Origin of the sequence: Streptomyces sp. NPDC058751 (assembly GCF_042746485.1) — a bacterium.
Taxonomy (GTDB): domain Bacteria; phylum Actinomycetota; class Actinomycetes; order Streptomycetales; family Streptomycetaceae; genus Streptomyces.
The window spans coordinates 248,865-272,152 of the sequence record NZ_JBHYPZ010000004.1; the positions used below are offsets into that span (position 1 = coordinate 248,865).

Sequence of the window (23,288 nt, forward strand, 5' to 3'; positions counted from 1 at the left end):
GTCAGTTCCCCTCCGTTGTGGAGATGTTGTTCTCGGGGTGCAGCGGGTCGATTCCCGCCGCCCGGAATTCCCGCGCGATGTGCTCCTCCAGTGACCTCTTCAGCGACTCCGCCCGCGACCCCCCGCCGCCCGCCGACGCGTGGTCGACCAGGGCCGTGGCCAGCGCGAAGCTGCGGTGCTGCCCGAAGCTCATGCCGCTCTGGCCCGGCCGCGGGTCCTGCGGGTCCCACGCGGCAGCGACGCCGGGCGCGAGCCGCTCGGTGAACAGCGAGCAGTCCGCACCCGTCCCGGACAAACCCCGAACCGCCTCCACCACGGCGCGCTCGCCCGGCTCGTGGTCGCCGTGCAGATAGACGACCAGGCCGTCCCGGCGCGGGAAGTCGTCCGGGTCGGACAGGGCCTTCGCGTGGTACAGCGCCCCGACCCGCTCCAGGGCCGCCAGCGCGGCCGCCCACAGCGTCGCCGCACTGTCCCCGTCGAGGGCGTGCAGAAAGAGCCTGCGGATGGCCCCGGCAGGGCGGGGCAGCGGGCGCGACCCCATGACGTAGAAGAAGCCGGGCGACAGGGCGGGCCGGGCCGCCTCCATTGCCAGTTCCACGATGTCCCCGGGCCGGGGCGGCGCCCCAGGGGCGAGAAGCCGGTCGGCGGGGACACGAGCAGTGATGTCTGGTAGCCGCACGACGAGCTGGTCGCCGCCGGGACGGCTCAGCACCTCGATCAGCCGGCCTCGGGTGGGTGTCCAGTCGTGCGGGACGCCCGCCGCCAGTCGCTCCTCGAGGCTCGCGTCACGCAGGCTGCGCCGGGGCGCGGTGCCGGGGTCCCGCCGCTGCGCGCCGTTTCCGGCGTGGAATTCCTCGTACAACGCGTTGGTGAGGCGTCCGCGCAGGTCACGGGGGCTGCCGGCGGTGAGCTCGCGCCCGTTGACGGTGGCCTTGAGGGCGTCGTCTCGTACGGAGACCAGGTCGAGGGCGGCCGCCAGCCGCGGAGCGAGGACAAGCGTGTCGGTGATGTCGGTGACAGTCATCAGGAGCTCCCGGAAGGCGCTTCGAGCCGCAGCGTGGCGACGGCTGCGGACGGGTTGAGCAGGAGGACGCGTCCGATGCCTGCTGCCGCCCGCGCGACGGGGTTGAGGGAGGCGTGTGCCTGGGCTGTGGCGATCAGCCGGTCGTACATGTGCCAGCCCGCGAAGCCGACGGCCCGCTCGGCCAGCCCGGCATCGGGGTCCCGGCATTCGAGATAGCCCTGCCAGAAGGCGGCGACGCGCGGAATGTGGCGGCGCAGACCGGCCGAGCCACGCTCGATGATCTCCTCGTGGGTGAGGTCGAAGCCAAGGGCGGGCGCGTCCGGGTCACCGGTCGGAGCGAAGACGGAGTACGTCGCCTGGAAGAGCCATTCACCGATGAAGGCACCGACGTCGCGCGCCGGGTCGGCGATCCTGAACTCCTCCCAGTCGCAGAGGTAGAGCGTTCCCTCGTGGTGGATGAACTGGTCGAAGCGCAGGTCGCAGTGGGCAGGGGTGCGCGGCGCGGCCCGCTCCCGGTCGCGCAGCAGGCGCAACGCGGCGACGACCTCGGCGTCGTCCTGGACCAGCTTCCAGGCGGCGATCTGCGCCATGCTGCGCTCCTGGAGCGCGCTCCAAGGGAACGCCTCCAGCCAGCCCAGTGGCGGCAGTGGTGCCTCCCCGGCGTCGATGTCCGCGCCATTCGCGTCCAGCCCGTGCAGGGTGGCGACGGCTCGGCCCGCCTCGCGGCACAGCGCGTCGTCGAAGTCGCCGTCCAGGGCGACTTCGGAGCCGGAGCGGGCACCAGGCAGCAGCCGGTAGGCGCTGATCGCGGCCGCGCGGTGGGTGCCGAGGTGGGCGGGGGAGCGAAGCGGGGAGTCCGAGGGAAACCGTCCGGCGAGTTCCTCGTACGCCAGCGTGCGGTCGAGCTCGGGGCTGGTGCCGTCGGGCGCGCGGGCGACGGTCTTCACGAAGACCTGGTCGCCGCTCACCGTCGTACCCGCCCAGTTGTCGTTGCGCCCGCCGAACGCGGTGAGGCCGTACGGCAGGAACCGGCCGAGACCCAGCCGTTCCAGCAGCTCGTTCACCTCGGGAGCGGTGTCGAGTTCGGTGGGCCGATACCGCTGCAGCGCCGGCTGCACGGTCGAGGCCGTGATGGTCATGACACTCCCTGAGCTCCCTGGGGGACCGCTCTGCGGCCCTCCTCGTCGATCAACTCGGCGGTCAAGGCGATGTAGTCGAGCAGTTCGTCATCCCACCCCCGGTAGGTGGCGAAGTCCTGCATGTGGGTGACGACACGAAGTACGGCGGAGCGTCCGACCAGCACCGGATCCGGGCCGGGACCATAGGCGTCCAGCAGCACCCGCCGCAGATCCGTGCAGTCGTGCGGTGACGCCACGGCACGCGCCGCCCAGGCCAGTTCGACGAGATCGCCGAGTGCCCAGCCCAGATCCAGCTCCGGCCGCCCCGCGGCGAGGTCCTCCCCGGTCAGCAGCGCTGCTCTGCCCCGGCTCAGGGGCGGTATCAGCGCGCCGACCGAGGCCCACCCGTGGACCAGCGACCGGGGCCGCCCGGTGCCTGCGGCGTCCGACGTTGGGCCGAGGTCCGTGGTCCAGCCGAGCAGCCGGGCCATCCGCTCCTCGCCCCATACGGCCAGGGTCCGGTCCTTCAGCTCACTTGTCCCGTACGCCCAGTCGCGCAGCCTCGTCAGTCCCGGCGGCGTGCCGAGCGGGACGTCATCCGGTACGGGGACCCGGTGCAGCACGCGCAGGGCACGGGCCGCCGAGGCGAGCGAGTGGGCCACAAGACCACGGGCCTGCGGGCGGAAGTCCCTCAGCCAGGCGGCGGCGGAGGCAGCCCCGGCGGCCCGGTGGAGGAGGCCGTCGCCGACCTGCTCCGGGACGGCCAGCAGAGCGGCGCCGGTCTCCGCCGGGAGGTACGGGACCAGGTGCGCGGCGGGTGCGGTGAGCGGGCCCGTGTGCTGCGCGCCGGGCCGCTGCCACCAGAGGAACCCGCCGTCCTGCGCACGGTGCACCCGGGTGGTCTGTAGTCCGGTCCCGTACTCAGCCACCAGGTCGAGGCCGTCCAGGTCGGCGGGAGACGCGGTCAGCCGGATGTCGGACGTCATGGCTTCTCCTGCTTGCTGCGGGTGGCGTGGGCGACGCAGAGGTCGTACAACTCGTTGAGCGGCGCGGAGCCGCCGTCCTCCACCTCGCCCGTGCTCGCGCTGACGGCGGGAATCGTCGGGGCGATCACCACCCCCGGACGGGACCGCAGTACGTCCAAGTGCCTTTGTACGACTGGGCTTCTGTGAGCCGCGGGCGGTAGGGAGGGTGCGACGCCCACGAGGGCGTCGGTGGACTGGAGGGCGAGCAGCAGAGGGGTGTCGGTGATGCCAAGGGCGTACCGGCTCACGAAATGCAGCGTGGCCGGGTGAACCAGGACGAGATCTGCCCATCGGGCCAGCTCGACATGAGGTACATCGACTCCGGAGAACTCGCTCCAGTCGTCTATGAAGACTTCTTTTCCGGAGAGTACGGCGATCGCGTCCGCCGACACGAACCGGCGGGCGGACCGGGTCAGCGCGACGCGCTTCTCCATCTCGGGGAAGGAATTCTTCAGCCAGTTGACCCAGAAAGGGAGGAACGCCACCCCGAGCGCCCCGGTCCCCACGATGAGTACGCGCCGGAATCCGGCGTCCGGAACATCCATGGCTCCTCCTCTCAGGCGTTGTTCTGTGTAAGACGGACGAGAGACCGGGCTCGGACGCCATCGCTGGGGCCGGTCGGCGACCTGGCGCTTGCGCGCCTTCGCGCCGACCGGCCCCGAGCTCACGATGTGATCAGCACTTGTGCTCGACGGTCCTCGCGGCGAGCGAGCCGAGGGCGGCGGCGCACGCCTGCGAGGAGCGGGCGGTGATGATCGTGGCCCGGATCGCCCACGGGACGGTGGGGCTGAACGCCGGGCCGGCTTCCTTGCCGTCGTGCAGGCCGAGCTCCTCCGCCGAGGTGTAGGCGGTGTAGCCGTCGAACAGGTCCTTCTCACTGACGTTCTGCATGGGAAAGTTCCTTCAGCTCGTACATGATTTCCGGACCCGCCGGGCAGGCGGCCGGTGTCCGCTGCGGACAGATCGATAGTGACTCCACGCCGGGCGCCCGCACTATTGGCACTTGCGGCATTGCGCGAACCGCCGACTCCGCAACCGGCAATGCCACTTCGAGCAATGCGCCGCCCTCTCACGCCCGCTGCGGCATTGCCGCAAACGCCAATTTCACCCGCGCGTGAGAGGGGTTAGAAATACGTGTGTGAAAACTTCTGACGCGGAACAGCTTCCGGCCAAGCGGCCCGCGCTGCGCGCGCTGCTCTCGTATGCGCGGCCGCATCGCGGTGTTCTTCTGCTGGTGCTGCTGCTGACTCTGCTCGGCAGCGCCGCGGGCCTCGCCCAGCCCATGGTCATCCAGTCGGTCCTGACGAAACTGATGACCGACAGCAGCCTGCGCGACGAACTCCTCCTGCTGGTCGGCCTGCTCATCCTGTCCATAGCCCTCATGTGGGGGCAGGCATGGCTGAGCCAGCGGACTGCCGAGCGCGTGGTCCTTCACGTACGCCGCGGACTCATCGCCCGCCTGATCCGGCTGCGCACCAGCGAGATGGACCGCACCGAACCGGGTGGTCTGACCACCCGCGTGACATCGGACAGCACCCTGGTGCAGCACGCCGCGACCGGCGGGCTCATCCAGCTGGTCGACGGCTCGATCCATCTGGTGGCCACCATCGTGCTGATGGGCATCACCAGCCTCCCGCTGCTCGGCATCACCTCGGGCGTGCTGCTGGTCATCAGCGTCGCGATGGGCATGGTCATGCCGCGAATCCGCCGGGTCACCACCCAGGCCCAGGAGTCCGTCGGCGCGATCGGCGCCGCCCTGGACCGCTCACTCGGCGCCGCCCGCACGGTCAAGGCCAATGGGGGCGAGGCAAAGGAGACCGAACGTGCCACCGCCGCTGCCGAACAGGCGTACCACGCCGGCCTGGTGGGTGCCCGCTACCACGCGCTGATCGCGGTGCTCTCCGGGCTGATCGTCCAGGCGTCGTTCCTCGCCGTCATCGGCTTCGGTGGGGCGCTGGTCGCCACGGGCGCGCTGGACCTCGCCGCCCTGATCGGGTTCCTGCTCTATCTGTTCAACCTCGGCGGCCCCATCCTGTCCCTGGTCGGCGGCACCACCGCGCTCCAGCAGGGCCTCGGCGCACTCGCCCGCATCGAGGAGGTCCGCCATATGAAGACCGAGGACGACGTGGACGGGACGACGTCCCGCCCCTCCGGGCCGCCGCCGCACGTCGTCGTGGAAGACCTGGAGTTCGCATATCAGGGCCGCACGCCCACCCTGAAGGGGATCAGTTTCACCGCGCCATCCGGCGCCGTCACCGCGATCGTCGGTTCCTCCGGATCGGGAAAGACCACGGTTTTCTCTCTGATCCAGCGCTTCTACGACCTGGACGGTGGAAGCATCCGTCTCGACGGGACCGACATCCGCTCCCTCAGCCGGGCCGAGCTCCGACGCCGTATCGCCTACGTCGAGCAGGACTCCCCGATGCTCGCGGGCACCCTCCGCGAGAATCTCCTCTACTCGGCGCCGGACGCCACCGACGAGGCTGTCGCCGAGGTCCTGCGCAAGACCCTTCTCGACGAATTCGTCGCGGGACTCCCGGACGGACTCGACACCAAAGTGGGCTCACGGGGTCTCGCCCTCTCCGGTGGCGAGCGGCAACGGCTGGCCATTGCCCGGGCGTTGCTCCGCGAACCGCAGGTACTGCTGCTGGACGAGGTCACGGCACATCTGGACGGCCTCAGCGAGGTCGCCCTGCGCAGGACCGTCGAGCAGGCCGCCGAGAACTGCACGGTGCTGCTGATCGCGCACCGGCTCTCCACCGTCACCTCCGCCGACCAGCTGATCCTCTTCGACGGCGGCCGGGTACACGACCACGGTCCGCACCCGGAACTGCTGGAGCGGAACGATCTCTACCGCGAGCTGGCCGCGACTCAACTGACAGAGTTGCCACATCAGTTCTGACCACACTGAAGGACTCATCCCATGAACGACACGCCACCCACCGCCAAGCCCATCGAGGACACGCTCTTCGGCGAGATCACCGTCCGCCAGGACGGCCAGGACCGCCTGGAGGTCGAAGGCGAGGGGATTCCTCGCGTGACCCTGGAGCGCGACCTCGAGTCGGAGGTGGACCCGCAGATCGCCATCGGCAGCCGTGACCCGGCCCACCTCACCATGACGATCGACGGCGCGGAGGTCGCCCTCAAGCCGGCCAAGGGCGGTCTGACCAGGCGTTCGTACAGGGTGGACGTGGAGTACGACGGGGCGAGGTACCGCCTGGTCCCCGACTCCGTTCCCAGCAGTCGGCTGACCCGCGACGGCACGCACATAGGGGACTTCATCTCCAGCGGTGACGAGATGGTCATCGCCGAGTGGAAGGAGGACGCGGAGGTCCGGCCGGCGGACGCCTCGGTCGGATACGCCTTGGCCTCGGCCTTCGGCACGGGCGGTCAGCCCATGTGGATGATGATCGTCGATGGTGTGAGCGCTGCGCTCCCCTAGCCCTGTACACGAAGAAGTCCCCACCGTCTTGGATTCGGTGGGGACTTCTTCGTCATCAGGCGGCGCTGCGGGATGCGACCTGGAGACCCTTGATGTCGTCCGCGTAGAGATGGGAGACGATCGCGGCCTCGAATCTCGACTTGAGGCGGAGCTTGCGCACGATATTGGCGGTGTGCGCTCGGACCGTGCGCTCCGCTATACCGAGGTGCCGGGCGAGCCGGCGGTTCTGCTCCCCCGATGCCAGCAACAGGAGCACCTCTACCTCACGGTCCGTGAGTACGGAGAAATCCAGCAGGTGTCGTTCGGTCGCCGTCTCCAAAATACCTTCCCCCATCGAAAGCCATGACTCACGTCATGGAACTCGTTCTCACTGTTCCTCGGCCAGAACACTCTCTGGTCCAGATGGTCTCTTCAAGGTGGCCGGGCCCACCCCCGTGGAACCCGGCCACCCGCCTGGGGGTTTGGTCACTCCACCCAGGACATCAGAGACGCTTGACCAGCAGTGGAACACTCTGGTGTGAGCAACCACCTCAAGAACGTACACCCTGGTTACAGGCAATCGTCAACTAGAGTTAGTCAGAGGCCACCGATTTCCCCGCTCTTGACGCACCAGAGTGGACAGTGACGACCATGACAAGGATGTACCGGACGTGACAGACGACGAGGCGCGCACCTTCGCGCAGTTGCTGGACTATCTGTTCAAAGAGGTCCACCCGGAGAGTCGCGGACCCTTCACGTACGCCGAGGTCGCCGAGGGCATCCGGGAGGCATCAGGAGGCCAGGGCAAGGGGCTCACCGCGAGCGCCATCCAGCAACTGCGCACCGGCGCCAAGAAAAACCCCACGATGCACACCATCAAGGCTCTCGCCGACTTCTTCGGCGTACCCGCCGGCTACTTCGTCGACGAGGAGGCCGCTCATCGCACCCGAGCGGAGATCGCCGTCCTCGCCGCCATGCGGGACCGGAACGTTCGCACCGTTGCCCTGCGTGCCAACGGCCTGAGCACGGAGACCCTTCAGATGGTGACAGCAGTGATCGAGCAGGCCCGGAAGCTGGAGGGGCTCCCCGGCGAAACCCCTTCGAACACCCTCAACCTGGACGACTAGCGGCTCTCACCATCCGGCGAACAACAGGAAGATCGAGATCCTTTTGAACCGGCCCGGCAATTCGCCTAAGCTTTCGAGCGGTTCGGCGCCGGGTCTTCCGGGTCACCCGTCAACCGTACGGGGGTTACGCCCACAGGGGCCAGACCCAAGAAACGTCAGGACAGGTCGTGGACCTTGAGCGGCTCCGCAGCGAGTGCGAAAAGCGCTTAGAGGTCCTTCAGCTCCCCCACCGCTTCAACACTCGGGATCTTTGTGATGCCGTGGCGGAGAAACGCGGCCGTCCGATCATCCTCAGGCCCCTGAACACGCTCGGCGCGATCGACGCGCCGTGCGGAATCCGCCTGGAGACGCCCGACGCCGACCTCCTCTTCTACGAGGAGGGAACGTCCGCCCTGCACCAGAATCACATACTCGCGCACGAGGTCAGTCACATCATCTGCGACCACCCCGGCAGTCTGGAACTGGACGCCGACGCTTTCCGCGCCATCGGCTTCAACCCCACCCTCGTCCAGCGCATGAACGGGCGCACGAGCTACTCCACGGACGACGAGCGCGAGGCCGAGATGATGGCCACCGTCATCAGACAGCACATCTACCGCGGACGTGAACTGCCCCCCAGCGAGCCCGAGAAGGGCGCCGAGCGCTGGGAGGCCCTGTTCGCCAAACCCACCAGGAAGGGCCGTCGACACCGATGATCGACCTGTTGTTCGCGGGCGTGGCCGTAGTGCTTCTCCTCGCCGCCGGCTACTGGGTCCGTGGGCGAGGCGGCCACAGACCGACGGGCACCTGGGCCATGGCCGCGCTGCTGGTGTCCTTCGCTCTGGCTTTCGCCTCGTACGTGTCGTTCGTGAAGAACGCCGTCGAAAGCGTCGTCCCCGACGTCGGTCGCCTGCTCAGCAACTCGTTCACGCTGGCCGCCGCGACCTCCGTCCTGGCGTTCATGCTCCAACTCAATCTGGAGCCCGACGAGGCCAGACGAAGCATCCGTCTGCGTGTGCTCTTCCTCGGGATCTCGGTCGCCGCCATGGCGGGACTGTTCGGCGCCAGCCAGATGAACGACGATTCGCCCCAGCTGTACGCGCTCTACGTGCTGATCTACATCACGTATCTGGGTGTCACCGCGAAGGACTTCTGCAAGCAGACCTGGAAACAGTCCAACCACTCACGGCGCAAGAGCCAGCGCATCGGACTGCGCATCACCGCCGTCGGCTGCCTCTTCGCGCTGCTGTACGCCGCGTACAAGGTGTTCGGCCTGGTATCCATCGGGCTCGAACTGGGCCTCCTCCCGCACGGCGTCCGGTGCTCCACGCCCGTCAGTCCCGTCCGCTGTGTGTTCAGCGTGACAGCGCCGGCCCTGGCCGTACTCCTCATCACTCTGGGTCTTACGCTCCCGGCGGTCGTCTGGCCGTTCAGCCAGTTCCTGCGCCGTCGATGGGAGTCGCGGTCGTTCGCCGCGCTCGCCCCCCTCTGGGAGGACATCGCCGACGCGACACCCGAAGTCGTCCTGGCCTCGCCCGAATTCCACGACGAGGAGCACGCGGACGACTCGGACTTCTTCCTCCACCGTCGAGTGATCGAGATCAACGACGGCGGCCTCGCCCTTCGCCCTCACCGTTCTCCGCGAGTCCAGGAGAACGCCGAGCGGGCCGTCGCCGCACGCGGCCTGGCAGGCACCTCGGAAGGAGACGCGATCGTGGAGGCCGCGATCCTGCGAGCCGCCGTACACGCGAAGAAGACCGGAAGTGAACCGCAGACGGAAGCCGCACCGCCGGCCCTCGATGCCGCCTCCCGGGAGGGTAACCTCCGCGCCGAGACCGAGTGGCTGCTCCTCGTCGCCCACGCCTACACACAGAGCGAGATCACGCGCACCGTCACAGACGAACTGGCGCCCGTAGGACTGGACTCGCAAGCGTGACGGACCCGTTGCAGGACCCGCGGTTCTTCGCCGATCCCTACCCGACCTACGCCCGGCTGCGAAACGCAGCCCCGGTTCAGAAGGTGCCCACCGGTTCAGGAGGGCGCTACAGCTACCTGGTCACGGGCTACGCAGAGGCCCGGGAGGCATTCACCGATCCTCGGCTCTCGAAGAACACCATGCGGTTCTTCGCCGACCGGCCGTCGCAGCGCGACCTCCATCCGGCCGTCTCCCAGAACATGCTTGCCACCGACCCCCCGCGCCACACACGGCTGCGGTCTCTGGTGACGAAAGCGTTCACCACCGGGGCCGTCGCGCGGTTGCGCCCCTACATCGCCGGCCTGGTCAACGAGCTGCTCGACTCCTGGCCGGATCACGGACCAGTGGACCTCGTCGCGAGCCTCGCGGTACCGCTGCCGGTCACCGTCATCTGCGAGATGCTGGGGGTACCCGAATCAGACCGCCAGCTCGTGCGCACGTGGTCGAACGAGCTGTTCGCCGCCGGAGATCCCCAGCGGATCGACGCCGCCTCACATGCCGTTGCCGGTTACATGACCGACCTGGTCGCCTCCAGACGCAGCTCGCCCGGTGAGAGTCTGCTCGACGACCTCATCGCCGTACGCGACGGCCAGGACAAGCTGACCGAGGACGAACTCGTATCGCTCGCCGTGCTCCTGCTTTTGGCAGGCCATGAGACCACCACCAACTTCATTGGCAACGCGGCCCTGGCTCTTCTGCAACACCCTGATTCGCTCGCGCAGTTGAGAGTCGAACCGCAACTATTCGGAAGCGCTCTGGACGAGTTGCTGCGCTTCGACTCGCCTGTCGGGATCGCCACGTTCCGCTACAGCACCGAAGCGCTCACACTTGGCGGGACCGTAATCCCCGAAGGCGTTCCAGTACTCATCGCTCCCGGTGCCGCCAACCGTGACCCCACCCGATTCCCCGGGCCGGACCAGCTCGATCTCAACCGTGGCGCCACCGGACACCTCTCCTTCGGACACGGTATCCACAGATGCCTGGGAGCACCCCTCGCACGGGCCGAAGCCGAACTCGCCCTCCGGGCGGTCATTTCCCGCTTCCCCGACGTTCGGCTGGCAGTTCCCGCCGAGGAACTGGATTGGCGGCACACGCGGTTGATGCGCGGCCTCACATCCCTGCCGCTCATCCTGTGACGACGAGGGCACTGGAAGCCTGGCGGACCTGCAGGACGCAGGGGAGCGGCGGACCTCACCGAGGCGGGCTTCGCGGCCTTCCGGCCGCGGGGCACGTACTTCATCACCACCGACATCCGGCCGCTCGTCGCGATCGTCGCCTGCCGCCCCTCCCCCGCAGGGAACCGCCGCGCCCGAAGGCCGCCCGGCCACGGCCGTCGTTCCGGCGCTTGCCGCACCACAGGCATCGACGTACAGTTTCTTGTACGTCAAGGAGGCTGATCGTGAAGACCATGACCTATTCCGAGTCGCGCGCACGGTACGCCGAGGTGCTCAACTCCGTCACCGACGACCGGGAAGAAGTCGTCATCACCCGAGCCGGACACGAGCCGGTCGTCATCGTCTCCCTGGAGGACTACGAGTCCCTGAAGGAGACGGCGTACCTGCTGCGAAGCCCGGCCAACGCCCGGCGCCTGCTCGCGTCCATCGACGAGCTGGAGAACGGCGGCGGCACCGTACGCGAGCTGGCGACCGACGGATAAGGGCCGCGAGTTGAAGATCACCTTCTCTTCCCGCGCCTGGGAGGACTACCTGTGGTGGCAGCTTCAGGACCGGAAGATCCTGAAGCGCATCAACACACTCGTCGCGGACATCGCCCAAAACGGCAACGAGGGGATCGGCAAACCGGAACCACTCAAACACGGGTTCCAGGGCTACTGGTCACGCCGCATCAACGACGAGCACCGACTGATCTACAAGGCCACCGAGGACGCCGTCCTGATCGCACAGTGCCGCTACCACTACGAAAGCTGACAGGACCCGGGGGCGGACACAGCACCCTCCTCGAGTTCCGGGAGTTCTGCGCGCACTGCGGCACTGGACGGTGTGCCGACCAGAGGGCGTCCGCCTCGGGCTCCGGGCGCGGGAGTTCGTCGAGGTCGAGGGTGAAGGTGCGGCCGCCCGTCAGGGCCATGTGCGCTCGATCCGGTCGCATCGCACGGCGTACGCCGCCGGACCGCCCTTCTCCATGGCCCGGTGGATCGCGTCACAGCACACGACGAGCCGCTCGACCATCTCTGCGCTGCGAAGTTGCTGGTTGTCGAGGTAGAACAGCACCGCCTCACGCTCCAGGACGGGCCGGATCTCCAGATCCCGGGTTTTGATCCGCCCGTCCTTCGAAAGCGGGACCCAGGAACGGTCCAGGCCGTACGTGATCCACTCCTCGTCCGGGATGTCCTGCCCGTCGTCCGGGAAGACATCTCCGATACGGTGGACTATCCACCCGCAGGCTCTCAGCCCCTCCGCCACACGACGCCCGAGATTCCGGTCGAGGAAGAACTCAGGCGGCAAGGTGCACCACGGCCCGGCAGAGCGCGTCCACCTGCTCAGGTGTCATGTCGTAGTCGTACGCGATGTCCTCGACGGTCTCCCCGGCCTCCCACAGGTCGGTGATGGCCTTGACCGTGACACGGTTGGCGGCCACCACAGGGAGACCTTGGCCGAACCTCGGATCGATCACGACGGGGACGGAGTCCGGGTACTGCCGAAGCCGCAGGCTGGAGGGAAAGTCGTCGCCCGGCTCCCACGTGAGATAGCGGAGATAGCCGGAAACCACTTCGTGGATGGGGACTTGGCCGTCGCGGGCCCTGCGGAGGTCCCCCCAGCCGTGCTCGATGAAGATGTCCACGCCGTCGGTGGCGATCCGCTTGGACACGAGACCGTAGGGGGTGCCGAAGGTGTCCCGTACAGCGGCGGCAGCTTCCCTGATCTCGCTCATGCGGAGCCCGAGAGAACGCAGCGAACGAAGGACGTGCGCCTCGGCCACCGCGATGAACGGCACCGACGGCTGCCCGTTCCGCACGGGCTCGACCTGGTGCACCAATGGTGCACCAGCGGCTTTGCCTTTCAGCCACGACATGAGAGTCGACTGCGGAATCTCAAGGTAGGAGGCCGTTTCCACAGGCGTCAGAAACCCATCGTTGAACCTGTCGACCATCCCCCACCTCCTCCTGGCACCGGATTTCGCATCGTGCCACATCAAGCCTCCCACCTGCCGGTGGACCGCACACCCGGTCACCGGCTCAGGCGACGGCGGAGACGTGCTGTTCGCGTCGGCGGCAGTCACGGCAGCGGCCGGGGTGTTCCGAGCGGAAACCCCGGTCGCAGCCGTCGCAGTTCCGCATGGGCGCGACGGCCGGACCCGCCGGGGGCTCCTCGCTTCTCGCTGGTGCGGGCAGGGGAGTCTCCCTGAGCCGGTAGGCGAGGATGCCGGCCGGGCGGGCCAGGAGGCGGTCCGGCAGTCCTCCGGTGAGGTGGTCCGTGATCCGCGTGGGCGAAAGGCCCGCCGCGAGCCAGCGGGTGACGGCCGGGGCGAGGCGGGCGGCCTCCTGTTCGGACAGGACGAGGCGCGGGTCGACCCGGCGCAGGGCGGCGAGTACGGCGACGGCCCGGGGATCGGCGTCGGCGAGCGGTACCGGCTTCTCCGCCTCCGCCATGGCGAGCGCCCGCGCGGTTTCCCGTACGACCGCGAACGCGGGCGCGACCGCCGCGGCGGCGGGCGTCTTCCGGGGTCGACGCGGCTTGGACGGCGGCTCGGGGGACCCGTCCGGATCGGAAGACCCGTCCGGATCGGGATCGGGATCGCCGCCGGGTACGTCGTAGAAGTAGGTCCGGGTACGGACCTGGCCGGTGGGAGTCCGCTCGCGGCGGCGTTCCAGGTAGCCGGCGGCTTCGAGTTCGCCGAGCGCGCGCGAGATCAGGATCTCGCCCTCGGTGAAGTGCTCGCACAGGGCGGTGATGCTCACGCGGGAGCCGTCGGGCAGTGAGGAGATGTACGCCGCGACGCCGACCGTGACCGCGCTGCCGCGCCGCTGGGCGAGGGCGTTGGAGATCACCGTGAAGTCGGCGTTCAGGCGGGTGCGTACGTGGATCACGCCGGAGGTCGGAGCTCCGGCGTCGGCGCGCGAGGGCGCGTTAAACTGCGGGTCAGCCATCGGGAAGGTCTCTCTTCCTGATCGGTCAGGCCCTCGATCGGGATTGCCGTCCCGGCCGGGGGCCGTATTTTTTTGTGGTGGTCGGGGCGAACGTAACGGCCCGCATCCCGCCCCGGCAAGCCGGTCACCCGGACGGGTGACGCGGGCTTCCTCGCGGGGAGGGTGGGTGGGCGGGTAGTTCTCTCCCCCGGTTCTTTCAGGAGGTCAGCGGCCCGCCGGACCCTCGCGGACAAGGGTCCGGCGGGCCCGGGACGCGGGCGGAAGCCGACGCCCGGCCGCCTCAGGGACGGTGGTTCCCGGCCTTCAACTCGCCTATGAAGGCGGCCCAGGCGGCCGCTTCGAAGCACAGCGCCGGGCCGTGCGGGACCTTGCTGTCACGGACCGGGACGACGGCCGGAAGCCCGTCGGCCACCTCGACGCAGTTGCCGCCCTCCTGGTTGCTGTAGCTGCTCTTGCGCCACGCGGCGCCGTTCAGATCGGGACGGGACCTTCGCTCCACGGTGGTTGTCCTCCATCACGGATCGGATCATGTCGAGCGACATGAGCGGGGGCAGAGCTGCCGCCCGCAGCCGATCGTAGGTCAGCGTGAAAGCCCTGACCTCGTCCGGATCCTCGACGAGTTGGCCGTAGTGCGCGCCCTCCGTGTAGGCGGTCTCCGAGCCGTCCGGCATGGTGAGCACCGTGAGCGAGCCGCCCATGGCGTCGTGCTCGCCCTGGTCGAACGGCAGTACCTGCACGGTGATGTGAGGCTCCTCCGCCGCCCTGAGCAGGCGCGCCACCTGCTCGCGCATCACCGCCCGGCCGCCGACGGGACGCCTGAGCACCGCCTCGTCGAGGACCACCCACAACTCGGGCCGGCCGGGAGCGCCGAGGCGCTCCTGCCGTCCCATGCGAAGGGCGACCCGCTCCTCCAACTGCTCCTCGCCGCTGAGCGTCCGGCCGACGCGCAGCACGGCCCGTGCGTAGTCCTGCGTCTGCAGCAAGCCGGGCACCACATGCGCCGCGTACTCGCGGATCGCCACCGCCCGCTCCGAGTGCTCCATGAACTTCCGCGACCAGTCGGGGAACGCCTCCCGGTACACGTACGGCCACAGCTCGACCAGCAGATCGTCCGCGCCGAGCACCGCGTCCAGCGCACGTGCCAGTTCCAGCGTCGGCTTCGCTCCGGACGCCCGCTCGATCTGCGTGATCCGCGTGCTCACGACGTGCGTCCTGTCGCCGAGTTCGGCCTGGGTCAGCCCGGCCGCCGTACGGAGTCTGCGCACTCGCGCGCCGAACAGCGCCGCCATCGACGCACTGGGGTCAATTCCGTTGGCCAAAGCGTCACTTCCGTTCCTTACGGGCTGAAAAGTAAGGCTGTGTCACCTGTTGAGCGTAGGGCGACCGGCCGATTCTTGGACACGGAACGTGATGACTCACTCACGCCGTGGAATGCCTCGGCTCGACGGACAAGGACGGACGGATCGTGCTGACAGGAACGACCACCCCGGCGGACGAACCACGACGGAGCTCCACGCCGCTCGCGGCGGAAACCGTCGCGCTCGCCGGAACCGCACGCGAACACCTCTCCTTCGCGGAGCGGTTCCCCTCCTCACCACGAGGCGCACGGCTCGCCCGGCGTCTCGCCGTCCGGCACGTGGAGGAGTGGGGCTACCCGCCGGCGTCCGACGTGTCGTACGCCATCGCCCTCGTCGTCGGCGAACTCACCGCGAACGCCGTGCGGCACGGCCGCGTCCCCGGACGCGACTTCGGCCTCCGGCTCGCCCTGGACAGGGCCGCCGGTCTGCTGCGCGTCGAGGTCGCGGACGCCGCCTCGGCAAAACGGCCGCCCACCACCTCGCCCTCGTCGCACCCCGAGGGCGAGTCCGGCCGAGGGCTGTTCCTGGTGGACGCCCTGGCCGTGCGCTGGGGGACGGTGGCTCGTCGTCCCGTGGGCAAGACGGTGTGGGCGGAGGTGTCCGTCGAGGCGGCAACCGGCCTTTAGAGGAGGCGGCAACCAGCCTTTAGATCAGGACAGTTGCCATGGACCGAGCTGTCGATGAAGTCCTGGAGCGGTCAGTGAAGACCCCAGGCCGCCGCCACGACGACGGTGAGGGCGAGCAGGGCGGGGACGAGCGGGAGGCCCCGGGACCGGCGGGAGGCCGGTTCGGTGGGGCGCAGTTCGGGGTGGTCGCGGAGCGCGGTGACCTCCCGGGTCATGCGCACGTGGGAGGGGTCGAGGCCGAAGCGCCGTTCCAGCCTCGGCATTCCGAGGCCGGGCAGTTGCCAGCCGGGGCCGTCCAGCAGCCGTATCTCCACCCATCCCTCCTTGGTGTACCGGGCCGACCGCACGTGGTCCCACGGAACGTGCCGCACCTTCCACCATCCGCTCAGCCACAGCCCCGAACCGTCGGCCGTGACACGCCAGTCGAGGAGTTCCGCGGCGCTCCCGAGTCCGGCCAGCGCACAGAGCAGCAAGAAGACCGCCTCCGCATCGATCCCGTCCGTCACCAGAGAGCGGACGTTGACGGCGGCGACAGCGATCAGGGCCGGGGCCAGCACCGCGCCGACGGCGCGTACCGGGGCGCTGGGCCCCCAGCTCAGCGGGTGTCCCGGCGTGATCGGCGCCGTGGGGACGCCGGTGGTCTTCGTGGTGTGCGCCGCCTCCTGCGACGCGCGTCCCTGTTCCCGGCCGGGGCCGGGCAGCCGGACCGGGCCGCACGTACGGAGGACGGCCGGACCGCCGTCCCCGGACACGGTGACGAGGAGCAGCTCGCCGCCTTCGTACGGAGCGCCGAACAGGACGGCCTCGCGCGGGCGCGTGGTGGCCGGGACCGGTTCTTCCGGGGCCTCGTCCACCGGTTCTTCCCGGGCCTCGTCCTCGGCGGGCGGCACCCACTCGTCGTCGTCCGCCCGGTGTGCCGCTCCGGGGTCGTCGGCGACGAAGCTCGCACCGAGAACAGGCCGCCGGGCGGCGGTGTCGTCGCCCGCGTGGATCCAGACCAGACCGTCGTCGCCCGCGCTTTCCAGCACGCGCAGGACCGGAACCGGCCCGCGGCGCAGCGCGGCGGCTCGGCGGCGGGCGAGCAGCCCGGTGACGAGCAGGGAGAGCCCGGGAAGACCGGCGGCCAGGACCACGAGCTGCGGACCCATGGCGTCGTACGGCTCGGACGCCAGGCGCCGCCACCGTCCGTCCTCCAGCACGGTCACGGAGGAACCGGTGCGGTGGTCCTCCGGGAGGAGCGATTCGAGTGTCAGGCGCCGCCCGCCCTCGGTGCGCACCCGGACCGACTCGTCGTCGTGGCCGACCACCTTCGCCACGGTGGGCACCGCGCGGTCCGCGTGCCGCTCGTCGTCCCGGACGCCCGTGAGCCCCTGGACCACGCCGAAGGCGGCGACGGCCACGAGCACCGCTCCGGCCGCGATCGGGACCGTTCCGCGCCGCAGGGGGACGCCCGGTCCGGGCAGCGGGTGCCGTACGCCAAAAGCGCCCTCCACCAGGTCGCGCTGCCTGCGGCGGGCGACGATCCGTTGCAGGGCCGCGGCCCATCCGAACCCCAGGGCCGTAAGGACACCGAGGTTCGCGGCGAGGGAGTTCGGGCCCGCGCCCGGGAGCTCCACCCGTGCCACGACGGCCGCCAGCACGGGAGCCGCGACCAGGGCCAGTTCCGGGAGCCGGGCGAGCCAGTACAGCAGCCCCAGGGCCAGGCCCATCTGCACCATGCCCGGCCAGTCGGCACCGCAGGGCACGGCATCGGTGCACGGCTGTTCCGGCTCCACCGCGATCGCCCACACCACGGTGATCAGCAGCGCCAGGACGGACCAGAGGGGCCGCGCCCAGGACGCGTGGCGGAGGTCCGACCACCGGGCCGCTTCCTCGGAGGACCAGACGGGTGCGTCCGCGGGAGCGGAGCAGGGAGGTATCGGGGCCGGTATCGGGGCCGGAGTCTGTGACACGCGAGGATTATGCGGTACCCGGTGGAGGAGTCGACCTCGCACCCTGCGCCCCTCGGCGGCCGGCCAGGCCGTAGCACTGTCCGCACCCCGTGTGCGGGCGGCGCGCCGGGGCCCCCGCGACGGAACCCGCACGGACGATCAGGGCTCGCGAATGCCCCGTGGGGAACACACAGTTCGGGGTGTGACCCACCCGACCACCCTCGCTCGCCCCGTCCTCCCGGAGCCCGGCGACCGTGCCGTCCGCCCGCCCCGCGCCGTACGCAGCCTGCCGTCCGCCGCGATCACGGCGCTCGGGGTGTTCGCCGCCGCGCGCCTGGCCGGCCTCCTCGTGCTCGCCGGGGCCGCGTGGGCCACCGGCAGGCACCCGGTCGCGCTGCTCGCGCGGTCCTGGGACTCGGCCTGGTACCTGGGGATCGCCGCGCACGGCTACGGCAGGGCGCTCCACTTCCGTCCCACGGTCGTCCACAGCGACCTCGCGTTCTTCCCCCTCTACCCGGCTCTCGTACGGGCCGTCACCACCCTGACACCGCTGACCGGGGGCTCGGCGGGCCTGCTGGTCTCCTGGACCGCGGCGGCGGCAGCGGCCTGCGGGGTGTACGCGGTCGGGGCCCGGCTGCACGGCCGGGCCGTCGGTACGGCGCTGGTGCTGCTGTGGGGTCTGCTGCCGCACTCGGTGGTGCTGTCGATGGCGTACACCGAGCCCGTGCTGACCGCGTTCGCCGCCTGGTCGCTGTACGCGGTGCTCGACGGGCGCTGGCTGTGGGCCGGCTCGCTGGCCGCGCTCGCGGGACTGTCCAGGCCGAACGGCTTCGCGGTGGCCGCGGCGGTCCTGGCGGCCGCGGCGTACGAGGTCCGGCGGAGCCGCGGCAGGGTCTCCCCCGGGGTGTGGGCGGGCGCCGCGCTCGCGCCGGCCGGCTGGACCGGCTACGTGCTGTGGGTGGGGCACCACGAGGGAGCCCTGCTCGGCGGCTACTTCCAGGTGCAGCGGCTGTGGGGCTCGCGCTTCGACCTCGGCGAGGGGTCGCTGCGCTTCGTCAAGCACCTGCTGCTGCACGGGGACCGGTTCGTGTTCCCCATGACGATGGTGATCGTCGCCGCGGCCGTACTCCTGTACACGCTGCTGATCGCGGACCGGGCCCCCCTGCCGCTGCTGGTGTACGGCGGCGTCCTGCTGCTCGTCGCGGTGGGCGGCTCGGGCTTCTTCGAGTCGAAGCCGCGCTTCCTGCTCCCGGCGTTCCCGCTGCTGCTGCCGCTGGCCCGCGCCCTGGTGCGAACGGCGAGAGCCCGGCCCTGGCACGCGACCCTGGTGGTCGGTGCCCTGGCCGGGCTCTCGTTCGCCTACGGCGCCTATCTGGTCGTGCTCGCGAACACCCCTCTCTAGGACCTCGTCCCGGAGCCGGTGCTCGTCGGCGAGAGGCGTCGCCGCGGGGACGGCCTACTCTTCCTCGTCGTCCCCGGGCTCCTCGGCCTCGTTGATGTCCTTCTCCAGGCCGAGCTGCTCGACGAGCCACTTGTCGAACTCGATGGCGGCGCGCACCCAGCTCACCGTGGAGGACACGAAGTGCTCCAGGCTGACGCCGGTGCCGATCAGCATCTGCGCCTCGCCGATCAGGCGGACGGCGCCGTCGTCGTGGGTGTGGCTGTAGACCTTGGGCCACAGGGTGCGGCGGTTCCAGTCGTCGATCGACTCGAGGAGCGCGGGCTTCTCCTCGAGCTGGTGCGGCCGGTCGTAGAAGGTCCGCACCGAGAAGACCTGCTGGTCGCCCTCGCCGCGGAACATGAAGTACGTACGGAACTCCTCCCACGGCGCCGCGAGGTCACCCTCGTCGTCGACGACGTACTTCAGCTCCATCTGCTCCAGAAGCTGCTTCACGAGGTCCTGATCCGGGACCACGGGGCCGGCGGGGCCGGACTGCGGCTCGGGCTGGCCCCCGAAATTCGGAATCGAGGACGGGTCGATGCTCACCGTGTATTTCCCTTCGTACGGATGCTGCCATCCTCTCTCATGCGGGGCGGGGAGTGGCAACCTCTGGCGTGCCCTGTCCGCCGGGGGCTGACAAGATCCGGTCACGGACGGGCATGGGCACGGCAAAGACGGACGGGCATCGGCAAAGGGGGAGGGCCGCGGCGGGCGTGCCGCGGCCCTCCCCCTGCCGGGTTCCGACGCCGGGGCCCGTGCCCGTGCGGACACCGGCGCCCGTGCCCGTACGGACGGCGCCGATGCCGTACGGACGCCGGTCCCCGTGCTCGTACCCGCGTCGGCTACAGCGTCTTGCCCGTGGCCGGTCCCACGATCAGGCCGTCGCCGAAGGCGTCCACGCGGACCGTGTCGCCGTCCTTGACCTCGCCCGCCAGGATCTCCTTGGCCAGCCGGTCGCCGATGGCGGTCTGGACGAGACGCCGCAGCGGGCGCGCTCCGTACGCCGGGTCGTTGCCCTCCTCGGCGAGCCAGACCAGCGCCGCGTCGGTGATCTCCAGGGTGAGCCGGCGCTCGGCGAGCCTCCGCGACAGGGCGTCGATCTGGAGCCGGGCGATGCGCTCCAGCTCCTCCCGGCCGAGGGCGGAGAAGACCACGAGGTCGTCCAGCCGGTTCAGGAACTCCGGCTTGAAGGAGGCCCGGACGACCTCCAGGACCTGCCGCCTGCGCTCCTCGTCGGAGGCTTCCGGGTCGGCGAGGCTCTGCCCGCTCAGGAACTGGCTGCCCAGGTTCGAGGTGAGGATCAGGATGGTGTTGCGGAAGTCGACCGTCCGCCCCTGACCGTCCGTCAGGCGCCCGTCGTCCAGCACCTGGAGCAGGATGTCGAAGACCTCGGGGTGCGCCTTCTCCACCTCGTCGAGCAGGATCACGCTGTACGGGCGGCGCCGCACGGCCTCGGTGAGCTGGCCGCCCTCCTCGTAGCCGACGTACCCGGGAGGCGCGCCGACCAGCCGGGCCACGCTGTGCTTCTCACCGTACTCCGACATGTCGATGCGGACCATCGCCCGCTCGTCGTCGAAGAGGAAGTCGGCGAGGGCCTTGGCGAGTTCGGTCTTGCCGACGCCCGTCGGACCGAGGAAGAGGAAGGAGCCGGTGGGCCGGTCCGGGTCGGCGATCCCGGCCCGGGTGCGCCGCACGGCGTCGGACACCGCCCCGACGGCCTCGGTCTGGCCGATCAGACGGCGGCCCAGCTCCGCCTCCATGCGCAGCAATTTCTGCGACTCGCCCTCCAGGAGGCGGCCGGCGGGAATGCCGGTCCAGGAGCCGACGACGTCCGCGATGTCGTCCGGTCCGACCTCCTCCTTCACCATGGTGTCCTTGGAGACCTCCTCCTCGGCCCGCGAGGCTTCCTCCAAGTCCCGCTCCAGGGTGGGGATCTCCCCGTAGAGCAGCTTGGAGGCGGTGTCGAAGTCGCCGTCCCGCTGGGCGCGTTCGGCCTGGCCGCGCAGCTCGTCGAGCTTCTCCTTCAGCTCACCGACGCGGTTGAGGGACTGCTTCTCCTTCTCCCAGCGGGCGTTGAGCCCGCGCAGCTCCTCCTCCTTGTCGGCGAGGTCGCGGCGCAACCGCTCCAGACGCTCCCGGCTGGCGGCGTCCTTCTCCTTGCCGATCGCCAGCTCCTCCATCTTCAGCCGGTCGACGGCCCGCTGGAGCTCGTCGATCTCGACCGGGGAGGAGTCGATCTCCATGCGCAGCCGTGAGGCCGCCTCGTCGACGAGGTCGATGGCCTTGTCGGGGAGGAAGCGGGAGGTGATGTAGCGGTCGGACAGGCTCGCGGCGGCCACCAGCGCCGAGTCGGCGATCTGGACCTTGTGGTGCGCCTCGTAGCGCCCCTTGAGTCCGCGCAGGATGGCGATGGTGTCCTCGACCGTCGGCTCGGCGACCAGCACCTGCTGGAAGCGCCGCTCCAGCGCGGGGTCCTTCTCGATCCGCTCGCGGTACTCGTCGAGGGTGGTGGCGCCGACCATGCGCAGCTCACCGCGGGCGAGCATGGGCTTGAGCATGTTGCCGGCGTCCATGGCGGAGTCGCCGCCCGCGCCGGCGCCGACGACGGTGTGCAGCTCGTCGATGAAGGTGATGATCTGCCCGTCGGAGTCCTTGATCTCCGCGAGCACGGTCTTCAGGCGCTCCTCGAACTCGCCCCGGTACTTCGCCCCGGCCACCATCGCGCCCAGGTCGAGCGAGACGAGCCGCTTGTTCTTCAGCGACTCGGGCACGTCGCCCTTCACGATCCGCTGGGCGAGGCCCTCGACGACGGCGGTCTTGCCGACGCCGGGCTCGCCGATGAGGACGGGGTTGTTCTTCGTGCGGCGGGACAGTACCTGCACCACCCGGCGGATCTCGTGGTCCCGGCCGATGACGGGATCGAGCCTGCCCTCGCGGGCCGCGGCGGTGAAGTCCGTGCCGAACTTTTCGAGCGCCTTGTACTGGCCCTCGGGGTCCGCGGTCGTCACCCGGCGCCCTCCTCTGGTCTTCTGGAACGCGTCGAGCAGCTTCTTCGCACCGGCTCCCTGCCGGGAGAGCACGTCGGCGATCGCCCCGCCCTTCGCGGCGACGCCGATGAGCAGGTGCTCGGTGGAGATGAAATCGTCGCCCAGTTCCTTGGCCCGCTCGGCGGCGTCGGCGATGACCGCGAGCGCCTCACGGTTCGGCTGCGGGGGCGCGACGGTGGAGCCGGTCACGCTGGGCAGGCCGGCGAGCACGCGTTCGGTGTCCGCGCGGACCGACGCCTGGTCGGCGTCCACGGCCGCCAGCAGATCGATGATGTTCTCGTTGTCCTGCCCCTCGAGCAGAGCGAGCAGCAGGTGGGCGGGGGTGAGGTCCGGGTGCCCCTCCCGTACGGCGCGGTTGCTGGCCGCGTTGATCGCGTCCCGGCTCCTGTTGGTCAGCTCGGCGTCCACGTTCGCGTTCTCCTCCTCCTGGCGTCCTGACGGTTCCCTGACTCATCCAGCGTACACAAAGTTGAGTCTATTCCACTCAATGCTGGAAGGCCCGGAAAAGTGGGCCCACCAGGCGTAGATTCAGGCCCCATGGCTTCCCATCCGGTGGACCCGCGACAGCCCGGCGCCGCCTATCTGAGCTTCTGGCGCGAGCGCCACCTGTGCACACTGACCACCCTCCGGCCCGACGGCAGCCCGCACGTGGTGCCCGTCGGCGTTACATACGACCCCGAGGCCGGTCTCGCTCGGGTGATCACCGACAAGGACAGCAGGAAGGTGGCCCACGTGCTGGCGGCCGGTCCTGACGGGGCGAGGGTGGCGGTCTGCCAGGTGGACGGCGCGCGCTGGGCGACGCTGGAGGGGCGGGCGCGGGTCTCCACGGACCCGGCGCGCGTCGCGGAGGCGGTACGGCGCTACGCGGAGCGCTACGAGCGCGTACCGTCGCCGAAGCCCTCGCGGGTGGCGATCGAGATCGAGCTCACGGCGGCGATGGGCCGCGCATGAGACCGCCGACGGGCACCCCGCGGCCGCTGCCGGCCCGGGCGGGCGACGTCCGCAACCCGGAGATCTCCCCGCAAACTGCAGCGGCGTCACCGTGTTCAGGTCACGGTGACGCCGCTGCGGGGGGAAGTACCTGCGCGATCTACTACGACGGGGGAAT

25 protein-coding genes are annotated in these 23,288 nt (G+C 70.1%); 11 read left to right on the forward strand and 14 right to left on the reverse strand.

The annotated features are described in order from the left end of the window. Position 1 precedes the first annotated feature (1 nt). The 5 genes from ACFW6B_RS06410 to lxmA form a co-directional block, all read right to left on the reverse strand. Positions 2-1,024 (reverse strand): T3SS effector HopA1 family protein, encoded by a 1,023-nt coding sequence (locus ACFW6B_RS06410; RefSeq protein ID WP_386592610.1) that lies wholly within the window; start codon positions 1,022-1,024, stop codon positions 2-4. Continuing rightward, positions 1,024-2,163 carry a class V lanthionine synthetase subunit LxmK gene (gene lxmK, locus ACFW6B_RS06415; RefSeq protein ID WP_386592613.1) on the reverse strand — a complete coding sequence of 380 codons (1,140 nt, stop codon included), beginning with the start codon at positions 2,161-2,163 and terminating at the stop codon, positions 1,024-1,026. The genes ACFW6B_RS06410 and lxmK overlap by 1 nt, the downstream gene beginning before the upstream one ends. Beyond that, positions 2,160-3,128: a hypothetical protein gene (locus tag ACFW6B_RS06420; protein ID WP_386592616.1), complete on the reverse strand. Its 969-nt coding sequence runs from the start codon at positions 3,126-3,128 to the stop codon at positions 2,160-2,162. The genes lxmK and ACFW6B_RS06420 overlap by 4 nt, the downstream gene beginning before the upstream one ends. Further along, complete coding sequence (gene lxmD / locus ACFW6B_RS06425; RefSeq protein ID WP_386592618.1) at positions 3,125-3,712, reverse strand: peptide terminal cysteine decarboxylase LxmD; 588 nt, start codon at positions 3,710-3,712, stop codon at positions 3,125-3,127. Before lxmD ends, ACFW6B_RS06420 begins: the two co-directional genes overlap by 4 nt. Before the next feature lie 130 nt (positions 3,713-3,842). Continuing rightward, positions 3,843-4,058, reverse strand: coding sequence for a lexapeptide family class V lantibiotic (gene lxmA, locus ACFW6B_RS06430; RefSeq protein WP_386592620.1), 216 nt, complete (start codon positions 4,056-4,058; stop codon positions 3,843-3,845). Between the two features lie 247 nt (positions 4,059-4,305). On the opposite strand from lxmA, the gene ACFW6B_RS06435 reads away from it, so the two are divergent. Both ACFW6B_RS06435 and ACFW6B_RS06440 read left to right on the forward strand, forming a co-directional pair. Next, entirely contained in the window at positions 4,306-6,069 is a 1,764-nt protein-coding gene (locus ACFW6B_RS06435) for an ABC transporter ATP-binding protein (protein WP_386592623.1), read from the forward strand. Positions 6,070-6,090: 21 nt separating this feature from the next. Beyond that, positions 6,091-6,609 (forward strand): hypothetical protein, encoded by a 519-nt coding sequence (locus tag ACFW6B_RS06440; protein ID WP_386592625.1) that lies wholly within the window; start codon positions 6,091-6,093, stop codon positions 6,607-6,609. Positions 6,610-6,664: 55 nt separating this feature from the next. On the opposite strand, the gene ACFW6B_RS06445 is transcribed toward ACFW6B_RS06440, so the two are convergent. Continuing rightward, positions 6,665-6,928, reverse strand: a complete 264-nt coding sequence (locus ACFW6B_RS06445; protein ID WP_386592627.1) for a response regulator transcription factor — start codon at positions 6,926-6,928, stop codon at positions 6,665-6,667. Positions 6,929-7,259: 331 nt separating this feature from the next. Between ACFW6B_RS06445 and ACFW6B_RS06450 the strand changes: the two genes are divergently transcribed. The 6 genes from ACFW6B_RS06450 (at position 7,260) to ACFW6B_RS06475 (ending at position 11,597) form a co-directional block, all read left to right on the forward strand. Continuing rightward, complete coding sequence (locus tag ACFW6B_RS06450; protein WP_386592630.1) at positions 7,260-7,715, forward strand: helix-turn-helix domain-containing protein; 456 nt, start codon at positions 7,260-7,262, stop codon at positions 7,713-7,715. Between the two features lie 260 nt (positions 7,716-7,975). Then, a complete protein-coding gene (locus ACFW6B_RS06455; RefSeq protein ID WP_386592632.1) occupies positions 7,976-8,410 on the forward strand; it encodes a regulator component in 435 nt (144 codons plus the stop codon). Beyond that, positions 8,407-9,630: an MAB_1171c family putative transporter gene (locus ACFW6B_RS06460; RefSeq protein ID WP_386592633.1), complete on the forward strand. Its 1,224-nt coding sequence runs from the start codon at positions 8,407-8,409 to the stop codon at positions 9,628-9,630. Before ACFW6B_RS06455 ends, ACFW6B_RS06460 begins: the two co-directional genes overlap by 4 nt. Then, entirely contained in the window at positions 9,627-10,805 is a 1,179-nt protein-coding gene (locus ACFW6B_RS06465; RefSeq protein ID WP_386592634.1) for a cytochrome P450, read from the forward strand. Before ACFW6B_RS06460 ends, ACFW6B_RS06465 begins: the two co-directional genes overlap by 4 nt. Positions 10,806-11,068: 263 nt before the next feature. Then, positions 11,069-11,326, forward strand: coding sequence for a type II toxin-antitoxin system Phd/YefM family antitoxin (locus ACFW6B_RS06470; RefSeq protein WP_189263334.1), 258 nt, complete (start codon positions 11,069-11,071; stop codon positions 11,324-11,326). 10 nt (positions 11,327-11,336) lie between these two features. Beyond that, positions 11,337-11,597, forward strand: coding sequence for a Txe/YoeB family addiction module toxin (locus tag ACFW6B_RS06475; protein ID WP_386592638.1), 261 nt, complete (start codon positions 11,337-11,339; stop codon positions 11,595-11,597). 150 nt (positions 11,598-11,747) lie between these two features. Here the strand turns inward: ACFW6B_RS06475 and ACFW6B_RS06480 are convergent, their stop codons facing one another. The 5 genes from ACFW6B_RS06480 to ACFW6B_RS06500 all read right to left on the reverse strand — a co-directional run bounded on the left by ACFW6B_RS06480 (position 11,748) and on the right by ACFW6B_RS06500 (position 15,066). Further along, positions 11,748-12,134 (reverse strand): toxin-antitoxin system, toxin component, PIN family protein, encoded by a 387-nt coding sequence (locus ACFW6B_RS06480; protein ID WP_386592640.1) that lies wholly within the window; start codon positions 12,132-12,134, stop codon positions 11,748-11,750. After that, a complete protein-coding gene (locus tag ACFW6B_RS06485) occupies positions 12,124-12,780 on the reverse strand; it encodes a DUF433 domain-containing protein (protein ID WP_386592642.1) in 657 nt (218 codons plus the stop codon). Before ACFW6B_RS06485 ends, ACFW6B_RS06480 begins: the two co-directional genes overlap by 11 nt. 85 nt (positions 12,781-12,865) lie before the next feature. Then, positions 12,866-13,777 (reverse strand): hypothetical protein, encoded by a 912-nt coding sequence (locus tag ACFW6B_RS06490; protein WP_386592645.1) that lies wholly within the window; start codon positions 13,775-13,777, stop codon positions 12,866-12,868. Between the two features lie 280 nt (positions 13,778-14,057). After that, on the reverse strand, positions 14,058-14,189 hold the full coding sequence (locus ACFW6B_RS06495) for a DUF397 domain-containing protein (protein WP_225860561.1): 132 nt from the start codon (positions 14,187-14,189) through the stop codon (positions 14,058-14,060). After that, a complete protein-coding gene (locus ACFW6B_RS06500) occupies positions 14,152-15,066 on the reverse strand; it encodes a Scr1 family TA system antitoxin-like transcriptional regulator (RefSeq protein WP_386592727.1) in 915 nt (304 codons plus the stop codon). Before ACFW6B_RS06500 ends, ACFW6B_RS06495 begins: the two co-directional genes overlap by 38 nt. A gap of 176 nt (positions 15,067-15,242) precedes the next feature. On the opposite strand from ACFW6B_RS06500, the gene ACFW6B_RS06505 reads away from it, so the two are divergent. Then, entirely contained in the window at positions 15,243-15,761 is a 519-nt protein-coding gene (locus tag ACFW6B_RS06505; protein WP_386592647.1) for an ATP-binding protein, read from the forward strand. 71 nt (positions 15,762-15,832) lie between these two features. Here ACFW6B_RS06505 and ACFW6B_RS06510 read toward each other — a convergent pair whose 3' ends face one another. Then, on the reverse strand, positions 15,833-17,713 hold the full coding sequence (locus ACFW6B_RS06510; RefSeq protein WP_386592649.1) for a hypothetical protein: 1,881 nt from the start codon (positions 17,711-17,713) through the stop codon (positions 15,833-15,835). A gap of 181 nt (positions 17,714-17,894) precedes the next feature. Between ACFW6B_RS06510 and ACFW6B_RS06515 the strand changes: the two genes are divergently transcribed. After that, positions 17,895-19,094 (forward strand): hypothetical protein, encoded by a 1,200-nt coding sequence (locus ACFW6B_RS06515; RefSeq protein WP_386592651.1) that lies wholly within the window; start codon positions 17,895-17,897, stop codon positions 19,092-19,094. A gap of 54 nt (positions 19,095-19,148) precedes the next feature. Here ACFW6B_RS06515 and ACFW6B_RS06520 read toward each other — a convergent pair whose 3' ends face one another. Further along, positions 19,149-19,679: a YbjN domain-containing protein gene (locus tag ACFW6B_RS06520; protein WP_386592653.1), complete on the reverse strand. Its 531-nt coding sequence runs from the start codon at positions 19,677-19,679 to the stop codon at positions 19,149-19,151. 296 nt (positions 19,680-19,975) lie between these two features. Then, positions 19,976-22,588: an ATP-dependent chaperone ClpB gene (gene clpB, locus ACFW6B_RS06525; RefSeq protein ID WP_386592657.1), complete on the reverse strand. Its 2,613-nt coding sequence runs from the start codon at positions 22,586-22,588 to the stop codon at positions 19,976-19,978. A 129-nt stretch (positions 22,589-22,717) separates the two neighbouring features. Between clpB and ACFW6B_RS06530 the strand changes: the two genes are divergently transcribed. After that, positions 22,718-23,131 (forward strand): pyridoxamine 5'-phosphate oxidase family protein, encoded by a 414-nt coding sequence (locus tag ACFW6B_RS06530; protein ID WP_386592659.1) that lies wholly within the window; start codon positions 22,718-22,720, stop codon positions 23,129-23,131. Positions 23,132-23,288 lie beyond the last annotated feature (157 nt).